Below are 15,908 nucleotides of genomic sequence, written 5' to 3'. Positions count from 1 at the left end.
GGTGACACCGGATCCCCCGAGGTGCAGGTCGCGATGCTGACGCAGCGCATCAAGGACCTCACCGAGCACCTCAAGGAGCACAAGCACGACCACCACTCGCGTCGTGGCCTGTTCCTGCTCGTCGGTCAGCGTCGTCGCCTGCTGGGTTACCTGCAGGACATCGACATCAACCGTTACCGCTCGCTCATCGAGCGTCTCGGTCTGCGCCGCTAAGGCTTCGCGCCCAGCGTTCAATCGCGCAAAACGTTCTTGGAGAGCCTCCCCACGGTGTGGGGAGGCTCTCGTCATTCCACGGCATCGTGAGGCGCTGACGCCCGGCGCCGGCGTCAGGCGCGGGCGGCGAGCAGGTCGGCGTGCCAGCGCTCGGCGACGTCGGGGTGCGCGCGCAGCCTTGACTTCAGGGCGTTCTCGCCGTAGCGGGCGTGGATCGGGTTCGACGGGTCCTGCGTGACCCCGCGGGCCTGGGCGGCGAGCTGCGGGGGCAGTGCGATCAGCGGAAGCCGCGCGTCGAGGGCCGGGTTGAAGAAGAACGGCACGGAGATGCGGTCCTCGGGATGCCGGGGCGAGACCACGCGGTGATTCGTCGCGATCAGGTAGCCGCCGGTCGCGTACTCGAGCATCTCGCCGATGTTGACGACGAACGCGCCCGGCACCGGCGGCGCGTCCACCCACTGCCCGTCGCGTTCGACCTGCAGCCCGCCCTTGCCGGGCTCGACCCACAGCAGCGTGAGCACGCCCGAGTCCTTGTGGGCGCCGACGCCCTGGGCGGGCTCCGGCGAGGTCGAGCCCGGATAGCGCACGATCTTCAGCAGCGTAGAGGGCTCCCCGAAATGCTCGTCGAAGTAGTCCTCGGGGGCGCCGAGGGTGAGCGCCCAGGCGCGCAGCAGCGTCCGCGCCACGACGGTCAGGTGCTCCTGCCAGGCGATCGCGACATCGCGCAGTTCCGGCTGGGCCGCCGGCCACAGGTTCGGCCCGATCAGTCGCGCGAAGTCGGGAGCCTCGGGGTCCGTCACGGCATCCCGCTCGGGGCCGATGTCGATCTGCTCGCGCCAGTCGACCTCGCCCTGGGTGCGCTCGCCGCCGATGCGCGTGTAGCCGCGGAAGTGCGGGCTCGTCACGTTCTCGATCGCGAGCTTGTCGGCTTCCGGCAGGGCGAAGAAGTCCCGGGCGGCGCGGTGCAGGCGCTCCTCGAGCTCGCCGCTGATGCCGGTGCCGGTGAGGTAGAAGAAGCCCACGTCGTGGGTGGCCACCCGCAGCTGCTCGCGGAACAGCGCCGCCTGTTCCGGGCCGGCGTCGAGCAGGGCGAAGTCGAGGACGGGCAGGTTCAGGTCGCTCATGAAGGCGAGGGTAGGCCGCTGCGGCGCCATCGCGCGCCTGTGTTGCGCCGTGTGACCGCCGTCGGCGACGGGAATAGCCTGGACACGGACGCGTTGCACCAGATACATTCATTTGCATGTATTGGATGCCGAGGCATCCGGAAGGCGAAGGACACCGTGAACGAGAAGAGCCCGCAGATGCAGTTCGGCATCTTCACCGTCAGCGACATCACGCAGGACCCGACCACGGGCCACACGCCCAGCGAGGCCGAGCGCATCCGCGCGACCGTCGAGATCGCCAAGCACGCCGAGGAGGTGGGCCTGGACGTCTTCGCCCTCGGCGAGCACCACAACCCGCCGTTCTGGTCGTCGTCGCCGACCACCACGCTGGCCTACATCGCCGCCCAGACCGAGCGGCTCATCGTCTCGACCTCGACGACCCTCATCACCACGAACGACCCGGTGAAGATCGCCGAGGACTACGCCATGCTGCAGCACCTCTCCGGTGGCCGCATGGACCTCATGCTCGGCCGCGGCAACACGGGGCCCGTCTACCCCTGGTTCGGCAAGGACATCCGTCAGGGCCTTCCGCTGTCGATCGAGAACTACGCGCTGCTGCACAAGCTGTGGCGTGAGGACGTCGTGGACTGGGAGGGCAAGTTCCGCACCTCGCTGCAGGGCTTCACCGCGACCCCACGGCCCCTCGACGGCGTCGCGCCCTTCGTGTGGCACGGCTCGATCCGCACGCCCGAGATCGCGGAGCAGGCCGCGTATTACGGCGACGGCTTCTTCGCGAACAACATCTTCTGGCCGGCCGAGCACTACCAGCGCCTCATCGGTCTCTACCGCCAGCGCTGGGAGCACTACGGCCACGGCGCACCGGAGACGGCGATCGTGGGCCTGGGCGGCCAGGCGTTCATGGCGAAGAACTCGCAGGATGCCGTGAACCAGTTCCGTCCGTACTTCGACAACGCCCCGGTGTACGGCCACGGCCCGTCGATGGAGGACTTCACCGAGATGACGCCGCTGACCGTCGGCTCGCCGCAGCAGGTCATCGACCGCTACGCGGGGATGCGCGACATCTTCGGCGACTACCAGCGCCAGCTGTTCCTCATGGATCACGCCGGCCTGCCGCTGAAGACGGTGCTGGAGCAGCTCGACTTCCTCGGCGGCGAGGTCGTGCCGGTGCTGCGCAAGGAGTTCGCGAAGGACCGTCCCGAGAACGTGCCGGACGCCCCGACGCACGCCTCTCTGGTCCGCGCCGCCTACGGCGACGGACCCTCACGCCAGGCGACGCCGCGCGCCAACCGCGGTGACAACCTGAGCGGGCCCTCGCCCTACCAGGACGCCCCCGCCCCCGCCGGTGCCGCGTTCGGAGTGGGGGCGACCCGATGAGCGCGCGTCGCGTCGCCGTGGTCTCGGCCGGCCTGTCGAATCCCTCGTCCACGCGCATGCTCGCCGACCGCCTGGCGGCGGCGACGGTCGCGGCGCTGGCTGAGCTGACGGGTCCTGACGGCGCGCCCATCCAGGCCACCGTCGACACGATCGAACTGCGCGATCTCGCACACGACATCACGAACAACCTCCTGACCGGCTTCGCTCCACCCGCGCTGGAGTCGGCCATCAACACGGTCGTGTCGGCTGACGCCCTCATCGTGGTCACCCCGATCTTCTCCACGAGCTACTCGGGTCTGTTCAAGTCGTTCATCGACGTGCTCGACCCCGACGCGCTCACGGGCAAGCCCGTGCTGATCGGCGCCAACGCCGGCACGGCGCGGCATTCGCTCGCGATCGACTACGCCATCCGCCCGCTGTTCGCCTACCTGCACGCCGAAGCCGTCTCGACGGGTGTGTTCGCGGCATCCAGCGACTGGGGCGCCGCGGCCGATCAGGTCGCGCCGCTGAGCTCGCGCGTCGAGCGCGGTGCCCGCGAACTGGCCGAGGCCGTCGCGCGCCGTCAGCCCGCCGGCAGCGACGACCCGTTCGACCCCGCGAACTACCTCGGAGAGGGACGTTCCTTCGGTCACCTGCTCGGCGGTCTCGCCGGGGAGTGACTCCTGACGACGCCCCCGATCACGCTCCGGCGCGGTCGGGGGCATCGCCGTCTCAGCCGGCTGCGGCCTCGGCGCGGGCGAGGGCGGATGCCGCGCGCACGAGAGCCAGGTGCGAGAGCGCTTGCGGGGTGTTGCCGGCCTGCCGCTTCTCGGCCACGTCGTACTCCTCGGACAGCAGGCCGACGTCGTTCGCGCGGGCACAGGCGCGGTCCATGAGCGCCCGCGCGTCGGCGAGACGGCCGCTCGCCGCGTACTGCTCGACGAGCCAGAACGAACACGCCAGGAACGGGTTCTCCGTGCCTTCCAGCCCGTCCACCCCCGACTCCGTGCGATAGCGCAGCACGAGACCGTCGACCATGAGGGTGCGCTCGATCTCGGCCACGGTGGCCAGCATGCGCGGGTCGTCCGCGGCGCAGAATCCGACCGTCGGAAGCAACAGGAGCGAGGCATCTACCGCGTCCGTCGCGGTGTGCTGCACGAAATGGCCTCGTGGGGAGACTCCGTGAGCGTCGATGTCGGCGCGCACCCGGTCGCGCAGCTGCTCCCAGTGCGCGTCGGGGCCGTGCAGACCGTGTTCGCGCACCGAGCGCACGCCGCGATCGAATGCCGCCCACACCATGGCCCGGGAGTGCACGAAAACCTGCGGCGCACCGCGGATCTCCCAGATGCCCTGATCGGGTTCGTCGATGCGCTCCTCGACACGGCGCAGCAGCGCGCGCTCCAGCGGCCACGAGATCGCCGACTGCTCGATGCCGGCCGCACGCGCGGCGAACAGGCACGTCATGACCTCACCGGTCACGTCGGCCTGGTACTGCTGCGCCGCGCCGTTGCCGATCCGCACGGGCGCGGCACCCCCGTAACCGGGCAGGTCGCCGAGCTCCCGTTCCATGAGGTCGCGCTCGCCGGCGATGCCGTAGACGATCTGCAGGTCGGCCGGGTCGCCCGCGATCGCCCGCAGCAGCCAGCGCTGCCAGTGCGCCACGACGTGCGCGAAGCCCTGGCCGAGCAGCACCTCGATCGTCAGCGAAGCGTCTCGCAACCAGACGAAGCGGTAGTCCCAGTTGCGCTCGCCGCCGAACTGTTCGGGCAGCGACGTGGTGGGTGCGGCGATGATGCCGCCCGTGTCGCGGTGCGTGAGCGCGCGCAAGGTCAACAGCGAACGCACGACGACGTCGCGGTGCGGTCCGTGCACGTCGATGCGTTCGGCCCACGCGCTCCACCATTCGCGCGTGCACTGCAGGGCATCCTCGACGTCGAGCGGGGCGGGAACAGGGCGGTGCGAGGCATGCCAGGTGAGCGTGAGGTCGCGGTGCTCGCCGGCGGCGACGCTCAGCGTGCCGCGGTGCACGTGGTCGGTGGCCGTCAACGGTGCACCGCGCAGGGCCACGGCATCCGGTCCGGCGATCGCCGTCACCTCGGGGGCGTCGGCCGTCCCGGTCTGGCGCACCCACGGCAGCGCGCGGGCGTAGTCGAAGCGCAGCCGCACCTGCTGCTCGAACGCGACGCGGCCGCTGATGCCGACGACGCGGCGCACCAGGTCGACGCGGTGTGCGACGTCGAGATGCCGGGGATCGACGGGCAGACAATCGTGCACCTCGGCCACGCCGTCCGCGCTCTCCCAGAGCGTGATGAGGGTGAAGGTGTCGCCGTCGTAGTGCCGTGTCGCCCGCGCGTCGGGATCGGCGGGCCGCAGCGCCCATCGTCCCTGATGGTCGTCGCCGAGGAGGGCGGCGAACACGGATGCCGAATCGAACCGCGGCAGGCACAGCCAGTCGATCGATCCGTCGCGCGAGACCAGGGCCGCCGTGCGGCAGCTGCTCAGGAGCGCGTAATCCTCGATGGGCGTGGGGGAGGGGATCCGGCCCGCGTATGCATCTGCCACGGAATGATTCTGCCCCCGCGCCGCCCCGCACCGGGCGACATAGGGTGTGCACATGGCTGACGTGTCGACACTGGTGATCATCGGGGCAAGCGGCGATCTGACGCAGCGACTGCTGCTGCCGGCGCTCGCCGATCTGCTGCGACAGCAACCGGCCCGGCAGCTGCATCTGGTCGGTGTCGGTCGCACCGAGATCAGCGACGCGCAGTGGCGGCGACGTGTGCGGACCGCGTTCCGGGAAGCCGGAGCGGACGATGCCTTCTCCGCTGTCGCGTCGACGCCGTTCATCACGGCCGACGCGACGACCGCCGCGGGCCTGCGCGCGGTGATCGGCGCCGTCCCGGAGGGGCGGCTCGTGCTCTACTTCGCCGTGCCGCCCGCTGCGGCGGCGGCCGCCTGCGCGGCGCTGTCTCCGGCCGATCTGCCCGAGGGGACGATCCTCGCGTTGGAGAAGCCGTTCGGTGAGGACGAAGCCAGCGCGCGTGAACTCAATGCGGTACTGCTGAAGCTGCTGCCCGAGGAGCAGGTCTTCCGCGTCGATCACTTCCTCGGCCGCTCCACCGTTCTCGACGTGCTCGGCGCCCGGTTCGCGAACCGGCTTCTGGAGCCCATCTGGTCAGCGGAGCACATCGAGCGGGTCGAGATCCGCTTCGACGAGACCCTCGGGTTGGAGGGGCGTGCGGGCTTCTACGATCACGCCGGGCCACTCGTCGACATGATCCAAAGCCATCTGCTGCAGGTGATGGCCGTCGTCGCGATGGAGCCCCCCGCGGCCCTCACCGCGACGGACGTACGTGACGCCACCGCGGCGGTGCTGCGGGCGACGCACGTGTGGGACGACAACGCCGTGCGCTTCTCGCACCGCGCCCGTTACACCGCCGGCACGGCGGGCGAGGAACGGATGCCGTCGTACGTCGACGAGCCGGGCGTCGATCCCGCACGGGAGACCGAGACGCTCGCGCAGGTGCGCGTCGAGGTGCGAAACGCCCGGTGGGCCGGCGTGCCGTTCACCCTGCGATCCGGTAAGGCGCTGGCAGCCATGCGTGCGGAAGTCGACGTGGTCCTGCGACCCGTGCGCCACCTGCCAGTCGGTTTCACCGGCGATGCGAGCGGAGCCGTCATCCGCTTCGGCCTCGGGCCCGACAAGCTCACGATGGAGATCTCGGTCAACGGCGGCGAGGAGCCGTTCGCCCTTCACCGCGCCACTCTCGAGGCCGACCTCGGTCTGGGCACGCATGCCGCCTACACGGAGGTGCTCGCCGCGATCCTCGACGGCGACGCCATGCTGGCCGTCCGCGGAGACGCCGCCGAGGAGTGCTGGCGCATCGTCCAGCCCGTCCGTGATGCGTGGCGACGCGGCGATGTGCCCATGGAGGACTACCCGGCCGGATCGGATGGTCCCGACGGGTGGGCCGCTTGCTGACTCATCTCCAGCGGTACTCGGTCTCCGGCCGTCCGCGCGTGCCGTAGCGGGGCGCGCGGTCCACGCGACCGGCATCCGCGAGGTGCTCGAGGTAGCGCCGGGCCGCGACACGCGACATGCCCAACGCATCGGCTGCTTCGGTCGCCGACAGCCCTCCGCCGTCGCGGACGGCCTGCGATACGCGTTCCAGCGACGCGGGGGACAGCCCCTTCGGCAACGCGATCGTCCCCGTCGGGCGCAGCGCCCCCAGCATCGCATCGATTTCGGATTGGGTCGCCGCTCCGGATGCCGCGCGTGCGCGCTCGCGGTATGCGCGGTACTGCTCCAGCCGGTCGTGGAAGGTCGCGAAGGTGAACGGCTTGACGAGGTACTGCGCCGCGCCGAGGGCGACCACCTGGCGGACGACGTCGGCGTCGCGCACCGAGGTGATGGCGATGACGTCGACGTCGGCGGCACGTGCGCGGACGTGCCGCAGGACGTCGAGGCCGGAGCCGTCGGGCATGGTCATGTCCAGCAGCACGAGATCGATGCGGTCGCGATCGGATGCGTCCAGAATCGCCGTGACCGCGGCCCGTGCGCCCGCGCACTCGGCGACCACCTCGAAACCGTCGACCCGGTCGATGTACGAGCGGTGCAGTTCGAGCGTCAGCGCCTCGTCGTCGACGAGCAGCACGCCGATCATGACCGCACCGTCGGCAGGACGACGCGGAATGTCGTCGGGGAGAGATCGACGGTGATCGTCCCGCCGATCTCGTCGATGACGGCACGCACCAGCGCCAGCCCGACGCCCCGACCGTCGCTGCCGGCCGGTTTGGTCGAGAATCCTCGCTCGAACATTCGTGCACGCACCTCCTCGTCGGGGCCGTCCCCGGAGTCGGAGACGGTGAGCAGCAGTTCGTCCTCCGCCGTGCGCGACATCTGCACGCGCACCCACCGCGGCGCCGGACCGCTCGCGGCAGCGTCCAGGGCGTTGTCGATGAGGTTGCCGACCAGCGCGACCGCGTCGATCGGGCTGAGCAGCGAGCGGGGAGCGTCGGGGGCGATGTCGGTCGACCAGTCGATCCCGCGTTCCATCGCCTGCGAGGCTTTGCCGAGCAGCAGCGCCCCGACGGTGGGATCGCCCTCGGTGCGGGCCGCGACCTGGTCCACCAGCGCCTGACTCTGACGCGCCGAATCCGTCAGGATGCCGATCGCGTCGTCCGTGCGTCCCAGTTCGATGAGTGCGACGGCAGCGTGCATGCGATTGCCGTGCTCGTGCGTCTGTGCGCGCAGGGCCTCGCCGAGCGTGCGCATCGACTCGGCGGAGGCCAGGGTGTCGCGGATGGCGCCGGCGGGGAGGTCGCCGGCGACCAACCGCGTCGCGCGGCGGGCGAGCACCGCGCCGGCGAGCCCGGCGCCGACGAGCACGAGGCCGACGGCGGCGACCACGAGCAGCCGCGGCACCACTTGCGCGGTGACCGTTCGGATCGTCACGCCGACCGAGACCCAGCCGACGAGGCGTCCGTCCGCCTCCACCGGCACGATCGTGCGCAGCGACGGTCCGAGCGTGCCGCTGAACTCTTCGGTGAGGGCTGTCGGGGTGTTCGGGATGGTGCCGATGTAGCGCTTTCCGATCTGTGCCGGATCGCGGTGCGTCACGCGGATGCCGTCGGCATCCATGATCGTGACGAAGTCGACACCCGCGTCCGACATGACCGCCGTCGCCACCGGCTGCAGCGTGCGGCTGGCGGCGGCGTCGTCGCTCTGCGCGAGGGCCGTAGAGACCTCTCGCAGGTCGGCGAGGGTCGCCGCCACCGCCTGCGTGACACGCTCTGCCTCGGCCCGCGCGGTGCGCTGCGCCTCCAGCACCAGCAGCCCGGCAGTTGCCAGAGCCAGCACGAGAGCGGCGCCGGCCAGCCACAGGAAGATCCGGGACGCGGCGCTGCGTCCGATCCTTCGGGTCATGGCGTCCTCGGCAGTCGATGGCGGGTCGTCGGGTCGTCCCAGCCGCGTATCGGAGCGGCCGCCGGGACCAATACGACCACAAGTGAACCACGAGGGGGCCCGCACTGCACTCTGTGCGTGTGGCCGCCAGCGTCGGCAGCCCCCGAACAACGACCCGTTCACACCTGGAGGCGGACATGGCCCTCACATCATCTTTCAAGCTCCCCGGCTACAACTGGCGCCGCGGCAAGAGCTCCTGGGACAAGCACACCTGGCTCTATGTGGCGGTGATCATCGCGGTGGTCCTGGGAGCCGTCGTCGGTCTCGCCTGGCCGGACTTCGCGAAGGGGCTCGAGCCGGTCGGCAAGGCCTTCGTCAACCTCATCAAGATGATGATCGCGCCGATCATCTTCTGCACCATCGTGGTCGGCGTCGGATCGATCGCGAAGGCCGCCACGGTCGGAAAGATCGGCGGACTCGCCCTGCTCTACTTCCTCGTGATGTCGACGTTCGCGCTGGCGATCGGCCTCGTCGTCGGCAACATCATCCATCCGGGCGAAGGCCTGAACATGGCCGGCGCCACCTACGACGCCGGCAAGTCCACCGAGGCCACAGACACCGTGAGCTTCCTCCTCGGGATCATTCCCACGACGTTCTTCAGCGCCTTCACCGGCCCGAGTGTCCTGCAGGTGCTGTTCATCGCGCTGCTGGTGGGCTTCGCGCTGCAGCAGCTCGGGAAGAAGGGTGAGCCGATCATGTTCGCCGTCAAGCAGCTGCAGGTGCTCGTTTTCCGCATCCTCGGCATGATCCTGTGGCTCGCCCCGATCGGGGCGTTCGGCGCGATCGCGGCGGTCGTCGGCAAGACCGGCGTCTCGGCCATCGTGAGCCTCGGCATCCTGATGATCGCCTTCTACATCACGTGTGCGGTCTTCATCATCGGAGTGCTCGGGTCGCTGCTGTACGTCGTCACCCGCGTCAACATCTTCAGCCTGATCAAATACCTGGCTCGCGAGTACCTCCTCATCATCGGCACGAGCTCCTCCGAGTCGGCGCTGCCGCGTCTGATCGGCAAGATGGAGCACATCGGCGTATCCAAGCCGGTCGTCGGCATCACGGTGCCCACCGGGTACTCGTTCAACCTGGACGGCACCGCGATCTATCTGACGATGGCGTCGCTGTTCATCGCCACCGGGATGGGGATGCCGATGTCGATCCCCGAGCAGATCGGCCTACTGGTGTTCATGATCATCGCCTCCAAGGGCGCTGCGGGCGTGACCGGTGCGGGCCTGGCGACTCTCGCCGGCGGTCTGCAGGCGTTCCGTCCCGATCTGGTCAACGGCGTCGGCGTCATCGTCGGCATCGACCGCTTCATGTCCGAGGGTCGCGCCGTCACCAACTTCACCGGCAACGCCGTGGCCACCCTCCTCATCGGCACCTGGACGAAGCAGATCGACCGCGACCGCGTGCGCGATGTGCTCTCCGGACGCATCCCGTTCGACGAGGCCACCCTCACCGGCGACGGGCACGATGGCATGTCCACCGACACCGCGGCCGTCGGCACGCAGGGCCTGGAGGAGGCTGCGATCGCCGAGGCCGAGGCGAAGCAGGAGCGCGCACGTCAGCGCGCCGGGGTGCGCTGACCCGATCTGCACGCACCGGTGCCGCGCTCCCGATCATGTGTCGGGGGCGCGGCGCCGTTGTGCGCGGGTGACGATGGCGTCCGTCGCCGCGCCGAGCGCGATCGCCACCACGATCGAGGCGATCACGGCGGCGACGGTGCCGCCCGGGATGATGGCCAAGACGGCCGGGCCGAGCAACGCCTGGTAGAGCGCCCACGCGCTGGCCGCAGGCGCTGCCAGCAGCAGGTAGCGCCGCAGCGGCATCCGTGAGGCACCCGCGACGAGGTTCACGGCGAGGCGGGCGAACGGGATGAAGCGGGCCGTGAACATCATCGTGGCACCGCGGCGGTCCAGCGCGGTTCGCGCCGTACCGAAGGCCGCCGCCACTCTGGGCCCGCGCATCCAGCGCCACCGCTCGAGCCCCGCCGTGCGGCCGACGAGATAGCAGCCGAGGTCTCCGGTCAGCGCGGCCGCCGCCGCGACGACGATGACGGCGGTGAGCGGGGGAGAGCCTTCCGCGACGGCGAGGGCGCCGAGCGTCGTGACGGCAGCCTCGCCCGGGATGACGACGAGGAAGGCGTCACCGACGACGAGGAGCGCCATCGCGGGGAGGGCCCACGGGCTCTGGGCGAGGGCCTGCAACCACGCGTCGCTCACTCCCTCGGAGTATCACGCCGTCATGAACGCGCGGGGAACGGCGTGTGCGGCGGTGACGTCGGGGTGGCCGCCACGGGACCGTTCGGCGAACACTGCGTTCCGGCGCCCGATTCGGCCCCGTCACCGGCCCCGCAGCCGCGACGCTGGACCCATGAGAGTCGCGTTCGTCGCCGAGTCGTTCCTGCCTCACATGAACGGGGTCACCGGTTCGGTGCTGCAGTCCGTCCGCCACCTCACCGCGAGCGGACACGAGGCTCTCGTCGTCGCCCCCGGCGCACCGGGGGCACGCTCCGACGCGCAGACGCGCCTGCTGCCCTCGATGCCACTGCCGGGCTACCCCCAGGTGCGTGTGGCGTTCGGGCGCACCGGTACCCTGGCCGGCATCCTGCGGGACTACCACCCCGACGTCGTCCACCTCGCCTCGCCGTTCGTGTTGGGCTGGCGCGCCGTCGCGGCGGCGGCGAGCCTGGAGCTGCCGACCGTGGCCGTCTACCAGACCGATGTCATCGCCTATGCCAGAAAGTACGGTCTGCCGCGGGCGACGGCCCTCACCGCGGCGCACGTCGCCCGCCTGCACGCCCGCGCGACGCTCACCCTCGCCCCGTCCTCGGCGGCGCTCTCGCAACTCGATGAGCTCGGCGTCGATCGCACCCGCCTCTGGGGCCGCGGTGTCGACACCGAACGCTTCCACCCCGGCCGTCGCAGTGACGCGTGGCGCCAGTGGATCGCTCCGGGCGAGGTCATCGTCGGCTACGTGGGGCGACTCGCTCCCGAGAAGCAGGTGGAGGATCTGGCCGTGATCGCCGGGATGCCGGGTGTGCGGCTGGTCATCGTCGGCGACGGTCCCGCGCGTGCCCGGCTGGAGCGTGCGCTGCCGGGCGCGGTGTTCCTCGGACACCTCTCCGGGATCGAGCTCGCCCAGGCGGTGGCCGGCTTCGACGTCTTCGTGCACCCGGGGGAGAGCGAGACGTTCGGTCAGACGATCCAGGAAGCACACGCCAGTGGGGTTCCCGTGGTGGCCACGGGACGCGGCGGCCCCGTCGACCTGGTCCGCTCCAGCGTGGACGGCTGGCTCTATCGCCCCGGCGACCTCGACGATCTGCACGACCGTGTGCGCGATCTCGTCGGCGACGCGACCAAGCGGCAGGCGTTCGGGACGGCGGCACGCGCGGGCGTCGAAGAGCGCACCTGGCCCGCGCTCGTCGACACTCTTCACACCTACTACCTCGAGGCGCAGCAGCTGCACGGGGCCGGTCTTTCGACGGCGCGCGCAGCGCGGGTGCGCCCGGCATCCATCGCTCCTGCCCGCCCGCCGCGGTCGTGGAGCCGCGTCGTGGCACTCGGCGATTCGCTCACCGAAGGTTTGTGCGACACGTCCCGCATGCCCGAGGGTCAGTACCGGGGATGGGCCGACCGTCTGGCGACGCTCCTCGCGCAGCGCTCGTCGTCGACGGTGCGCTACGCGAACCTCGCCGTCCGCAGTCGCCGGGTGCGCGATCTGCTCGACGAGCAGCTGCCGCGGGCGCTCGAGCTCGCTCCGGATCTGACCACCGTGCTGATCGGCGCGAACGACCTCGTGTCGCATCGCGCCGATCCGGACGTGCTCGCCGATCGGCTGGACTACGCCGTCGGTGTGTTGCGGGCCGCCGGCAGCGATGTGCTGCTGGTGACGCCGTTTCTTCCCGCTCGTCGTGCGTCGGGGCTGTTCGCGCGGCGCTTCGCCCGGTTCGCCGAGCGCCTGCGCGAGACGGCGACGGTACACGGGGCATTCCTCCTCGACCTCGACATCGACCCGGACGTCGGGGAACTCGAGAAGTGGTCGCACGACAAGGTGCACCTGAGCTCACGAGGCCACCGCTTCGTCTCCTACCGCGCCGCGGAGGTGCTCGGGGTGCCGGATGTCGAAGCGCTCGGGGCGCTCGATGCCGCTCTGCACGCGGAAGAGGATCGTCCGGTCTCGGGGACCTGGCTCACGCGCGACGCCTTGCCCTGGGTGTGGCGGCGCCTGCGCGGCCGCACGGCAGGTGACCAGATCACCGCGAAGCACACCGATTACATCGAGCTTCCGGCCGGAGGATCGAGCGCGCGGACCCCCGCGCCACAGTCCTGAGGCGAGCGAGCGGCTGCGGCGGAGTCAGCCGCTCTTGCGGCGGAACTCCCGCTTGGCGACTGCGCCGTGGCTGGCGTGCACCGACGAGTCTCCGTCGAGGTGCGCCTCACCCGAGCGGTGCTGCGCGTTCTTCTTGTCGAGCGCCTCCTTGAACTTGCGCTTCATCTCATCGGATGCCGAGGTGTCGTGGGTGCTCATACCGTCAACCATACGCACGCCGAGGTGCGACTGATAGGGTTGAGCAGGTTGCCGTGGATCTTCCGCGGCATCCGGAGCAGGCCGGCAGGAAGCTGGTCCCCTGTGGTGGGTTCCCGTTCGATGAGATCCGATGCGAACGGTGGCTTTCTACTGGTGGCCAGCGCTGATCGTCCCGGCGGCGCCGCACGCGGAGCCGCCGCGCGTCTGGATCTGCCTGTTCCTGCTCCTTCGCACGATCTCGTGCGCGAGACGCGCGCGCGAGTCTAAACAAAGAAGGAGAGACCTCTTGGAAGGTCCAGAAATCACCGCCGCCGAAGCCGTTCTCGACAACGGCCGATTCGGCACCCGCACGATCCGGTTCGAGACCGGACGACTGGCGCAGCAGGCACAGGGTGCCGTTGCCGCCTACCTCGACGAAGAGACCATGCTGCTGTCGGCCACCAGTGCGGGCAAGCACCCGCGTGAGGGCTTCGACTTCTTCCCGCTGACCGTCGACGTCGAAGAGCGTTCGTACGCCGCCGGCAAGATCCCCGGTTCGTTCTTCCGTCGCGAGGGTCGGCCCTCCACCGAGGCGATCCTCGTGTGCCGCCTCATCGACCGCCCGCTGCGTCCGTCGTTCGTCGACGGCCTGCGCAACGAGGTCCAGATCGTCGTGACCGTCCTGAGCATCGCCCCGGGCGAGTTCTACGACGCGCTGGCGATCAACGCGGCATCCCTGTCGACGCAGATCTCCGGTCTGCCCTTCTCCGGCCCCATCGCCGGTGTCCGCCTCGCGCTCATCCCGGGCCACGGCGAGCACGCCGACCAGTGGGTCGCGTTCCCGACGGCCGCGCAGGTCGAGGAGGCCGTGTTCGACCTGATGGTCGCCGGTCGCGTCCTGGAGGACGGCGACGTCGCGATCATGATGGTCGAGGCCGAGGCCACCGAGAACAGCTGGAACCTCATCAAGGCCGGCGCCGTCAAGCCCAGCGAGGAGATCGTCGCGCAGGGACTGGAGGCCTCCAAGCCCTTCATCAAGGAGCTCGTCGCGGCGCAGAACGTCGTCGCGAACACGGCGGCCAAGGAGATCCAGCCCTACCCGGTCTTCCCGGCCTACGCGAAGGAGACCTACGACTTCGTCGCCGGTCGCGCGTACGACCGCCTCGTGCCGGTGTACCAGATCGCCGACAAGATCGAGCGTCAGAACGCCGACGACGCCGTCAAGGACGACGTCAAGGCGCAGCTGGTCGCCGCCGTCGAGGCGGGCGAGCTGCCCGAGAGCGCGCTGGCCGAGTTCGGTGGCGCGTACAAGTCGGTCACGAAGCTGATCGTGCGCAGCCGCATCCTCACCGAGGGTGTGCGCATCGACGGCCGCGGTCTGGCGGACATCCGTCCGCTGGATGCCGAGGTCCAGGTCATCCCGCGCGTGCACGGCTCCGCGATCTTCCAGCGCGGCGAGACCCAGATCCTGGGTGTCACGACGCTGAACATGCTGAAGATGGAGCAGCAGATCGACTCGCTGTCGCCCACGACCAGCAAGCGCTACATGCACCACTACAACTTCCCGCCGTACTCGACCGGTGAGACCGGTCGTGTGGGCTCGCCGAAGCGTCGCGAGATCGGGCACGGCTTCCTCGCCGAGCGCGCCCTCGTGCCGGTGCTGCCCAGCCGCGAGGAGTTCCCGTACGCGATCCGTCAGGTCTCCGAGGCCCTCGGCTCCAACGGCTCGACCTCGATGGGTTCGGTCTGCGCATCGACCCTGTCGCTGCTGAACGCGGGTGTGCCGCTGCGCGCCCCCGTCGCCGGTATCGCGATGGGCCTCGTGTCCGACCAGGTCGATGGCCAGACGCGCTACGCCGCGCTGACCGACATCCTGGGCGCGGAAGACGCGCTCGGCGACATGGACTTCAAGGTTGCGGGCACGAGCGAGTTCGTCACGGCGATCCAGCTCGACACGAAGCTCGACGGCATCCCGTCGTCGGTGCTGACCGCCGCGCTGACGCAGGCCAAGGACGCGCGCATGACGATCCTGAACGTCCTCAACGCCGCGATCGACGGCCCGGACGAGATGGCGCCGACGGCCCCGCGTGTCATCAGCGTGCAGATCCCCGTCGACAAGATCGGTGAGCTGATCGGCCCGAAGGGCAAGACGATCAACGCGATCCAGGACGAGACGGGTGCGCAGATCTCCATCGAGGAGGACGGCACCGTCTACATCGGTGCGACCGACGGCCCCGCGGCGGAAGCCGCTCGCGCCCAGGTCAACGCGATCGCCAACCCGACCAACCCCGAGGTGGGCGAGCAGTTCCTCGGAACCGTCGTCAAGCTCGCGGCGTTCGGCGCGTTCATCTCGCTGCTGCCCGGCAAGGACGGCCTGCTGCACATCAGCGAGGTGCGCAAGCTCGCCGGTGGCAAGCGTGTCGAGAACGTCGAAGACGTCCTCGGCGTCGGTCAGAAGCTGCTCGTCAAGATCACCAAGATCGACGACCGCGGCAAGCTGTCGCTCGAGCCCGTGCTCGAAGAGGCTGCCGACCAGGAGGGCCGTGCGGCCGCCAGCGAGGGCCCGGAGGCTCCCGCCGAAGGTTGAGTGCTTCGTCGCCCGGCGCTGAGGGTTTCACCCTGACAGTGCTGCGGCGGCGACCAGGACACGGATGCCCGCTTCCTCCCGTCTCGGAGGGGCGGGCATCCGTTCGTTCACGCGATGTCCACCGGATGGGGGACACGCGCCCACGCGGAACGGCGTCGTGACG

At 70.2% G+C, this 15,908-nt stretch carries 13 protein-coding genes; 7 read left to right on the top strand and 6 right to left on the bottom strand.

What is annotated here, in order from left to right; genetic code table 11:
* Positions 1 to 213 (top strand): 30S ribosomal protein S15 (gene rpsO / locus BGN98_RS02670; RefSeq protein ID WP_288119396.1); only part of this gene is annotated, 213 nt, incomplete at its 5' end.
* 113 nt (positions 214 to 326) lie between these two features.
* Here the strand turns inward: rpsO and BGN98_RS02665 are convergent.
* Positions 327 to 1,337: an isopenicillin N synthase family dioxygenase gene (locus tag BGN98_RS02665; protein WP_197461893.1), complete on the bottom strand. Its 1,011-nt coding sequence runs from the start codon at positions 1,335 to 1,337 to the stop codon at positions 327 to 329.
* A gap of 177 nt (positions 1,338 to 1,514) precedes the next feature.
* Here BGN98_RS02665 and BGN98_RS02660 point away from each other — a divergent pair, with 177 nt between their 5' ends.
* Together BGN98_RS02660 and BGN98_RS02655 are read left to right on the top strand one after the other, a co-directional pair.
* Positions 1,515 to 2,711: an LLM class flavin-dependent oxidoreductase gene (locus tag BGN98_RS02660; protein ID WP_187289899.1), complete on the top strand. Its 1,197-nt coding sequence runs from the start codon at positions 1,515 to 1,517 to the stop codon at positions 2,709 to 2,711.
* Positions 2,708 to 3,370 carry a CE1759 family FMN reductase gene (locus BGN98_RS02655; protein WP_016463268.1) on the top strand — a complete coding sequence of 221 codons (663 nt, stop codon included), beginning with the start codon at positions 2,708 to 2,710 and terminating at the stop codon, positions 3,368 to 3,370. The genes BGN98_RS02660 and BGN98_RS02655 overlap by 4 nt, the downstream gene beginning before the upstream one ends.
* Positions 3,371 to 3,422: 52 nt before the next feature.
* Here the strand turns inward: BGN98_RS02655 and BGN98_RS02650 are convergent, their stop codons facing one another.
* The gene (locus tag BGN98_RS02650) at positions 3,423 to 5,252 is read right to left on the bottom strand and encodes a glycoside hydrolase family 15 protein (RefSeq protein ID WP_082784254.1); all 1,830 of its coding nucleotides are present in this window, start codon (positions 5,250 to 5,252) and stop codon (positions 3,423 to 3,425) included.
* 52 nt (positions 5,253 to 5,304) lie between these two features.
* Here BGN98_RS02650 and BGN98_RS02645 point away from each other — a divergent pair, with 52 nt between their 5' ends.
* Positions 5,305 to 6,672 carry a glucose-6-phosphate dehydrogenase gene (locus tag BGN98_RS02645; protein ID WP_288119389.1) on the top strand — a complete coding sequence of 456 codons (1,368 nt, stop codon included), beginning with the start codon at positions 5,305 to 5,307 and terminating at the stop codon, positions 6,670 to 6,672.
* A gap of 1 nt (position 6,673) precedes the next feature.
* Here BGN98_RS02645 and BGN98_RS02640 read toward each other — a convergent pair whose 3' ends face one another.
* The gene (locus BGN98_RS02640; RefSeq protein ID WP_288119387.1) at positions 6,674 to 7,354 is read right to left on the bottom strand and encodes a response regulator; all 681 of its coding nucleotides are present in this window, start codon (positions 7,352 to 7,354) and stop codon (positions 6,674 to 6,676) included.
* Entirely contained in the window at positions 7,351 to 8,616 is a 1,266-nt protein-coding gene (locus BGN98_RS02635; protein ID WP_288119385.1) for a sensor histidine kinase, read from the bottom strand. The genes BGN98_RS02640 and BGN98_RS02635 overlap by 4 nt, the downstream gene beginning before the upstream one ends.
* Positions 8,617 to 8,792: 176 nt before the next feature.
* Between BGN98_RS02635 and BGN98_RS02630 the strand changes: the two genes are divergently transcribed.
* Positions 8,793 to 10,235, top strand: a complete 1,443-nt coding sequence (locus tag BGN98_RS02630; protein ID WP_036287639.1) for a cation:dicarboxylate symporter family transporter — start codon at positions 8,793 to 8,795, stop codon at positions 10,233 to 10,235.
* A 33-nt stretch (positions 10,236 to 10,268) separates the two neighbouring features.
* Here BGN98_RS02630 and BGN98_RS02625 read toward each other — a convergent pair whose 3' ends face one another.
* Positions 10,269 to 10,871 carry a DedA family protein gene (locus BGN98_RS02625; RefSeq protein WP_288119382.1) on the bottom strand — a complete coding sequence of 201 codons (603 nt, stop codon included), beginning with the start codon at positions 10,869 to 10,871 and terminating at the stop codon, positions 10,269 to 10,271.
* Between the two features lie 151 nt (positions 10,872 to 11,022).
* On the opposite strand from BGN98_RS02625, the gene BGN98_RS02620 reads away from it, so the two are divergent.
* A complete protein-coding gene (locus BGN98_RS02620; protein ID WP_036287637.1) occupies positions 11,023 to 12,981 on the top strand; it encodes a GDSL-type esterase/lipase family protein in 1,959 nt (652 codons plus the stop codon).
* Positions 12,982 to 13,005: 24 nt separating this feature from the next.
* Here BGN98_RS02620 and BGN98_RS02615 read toward each other — a convergent pair whose 3' ends face one another.
* Positions 13,006 to 13,179: a DUF5302 domain-containing protein gene (locus tag BGN98_RS02615; RefSeq protein WP_100226788.1), complete on the bottom strand. Its 174-nt coding sequence runs from the start codon at positions 13,177 to 13,179 to the stop codon at positions 13,006 to 13,008.
* A 286-nt stretch (positions 13,180 to 13,465) separates the two neighbouring features.
* Between BGN98_RS02615 and BGN98_RS02610 the strand changes: the two genes are divergently transcribed.
* Entirely contained in the window at positions 13,466 to 15,745 is a 2,280-nt protein-coding gene (locus tag BGN98_RS02610) for a polyribonucleotide nucleotidyltransferase (RefSeq protein WP_036282566.1), read from the top strand.
* The last annotated feature ends 163 nt before the right edge of the window (positions 15,746 to 15,908 follow it).

This window comes from Microbacterium sp. 69-7 (genome assembly GCF_001897985.1).
GTDB lineage: Bacteria > Actinomycetota > Actinomycetes > Actinomycetales > Microbacteriaceae > Microbacterium > Microbacterium laevaniformans.
The sequence above is the reverse complement of the archived record's forward strand: the minus strand, read 5'-3'. Positions and strand labels throughout refer to the sequence as shown.

Bases quoted from the DNA above. Each gene is read 5' to 3' on its own strand.
- BGN98_RS02645 (WP_288119389.1), top strand. From the start codon at position 5,305: ATGGCTGACGTGTCGACACTGGTGATCATCGGGGCAAGCGGCGATCTG.
- BGN98_RS02660 (WP_187289899.1), top strand. From the start codon at position 1,515: ATGCAGTTCGGCATCTTCACCGTCAGCGACATCACGCAGGACCCGACC.
- BGN98_RS02630 (WP_036287639.1), top strand. From the start codon at position 8,793: ATGGCCCTCACATCATCTTTCAAGCTCCCCGGCTACAACTGGCGCCGC.
- BGN98_RS02640 (WP_288119387.1), bottom strand. From the start codon at position 7,354: ATGATCGGCGTGCTGCTCGTCGACGACGAGGCGCTGACGCTCGAACTG.
- BGN98_RS02665 (WP_197461893.1), bottom strand. From the start codon at position 1,337: ATGAGCGACCTGAACCTGCCCGTCCTCGACTTCGCCCTGCTCGACGCC.
- BGN98_RS02620 (WP_036287637.1), top strand. From the start codon at position 11,023: ATGAGAGTCGCGTTCGTCGCCGAGTCGTTCCTGCCTCACATGAACGGG.
- BGN98_RS02615 (WP_100226788.1), bottom strand. From the start codon at position 13,179: ATGAGCACCCACGACACCTCGGCATCCGATGAGATGAAGCGCAAGTTC.
- BGN98_RS02635 (WP_288119385.1), bottom strand. From the start codon at position 8,616: ATGACCCGAAGGATCGGACGCAGCGCCGCGTCCCGGATCTTCCTGTGG.
- BGN98_RS02655 (WP_016463268.1), top strand. From the start codon at position 2,708: ATGAGCGCGCGTCGCGTCGCCGTGGTCTCGGCCGGCCTGTCGAATCCC.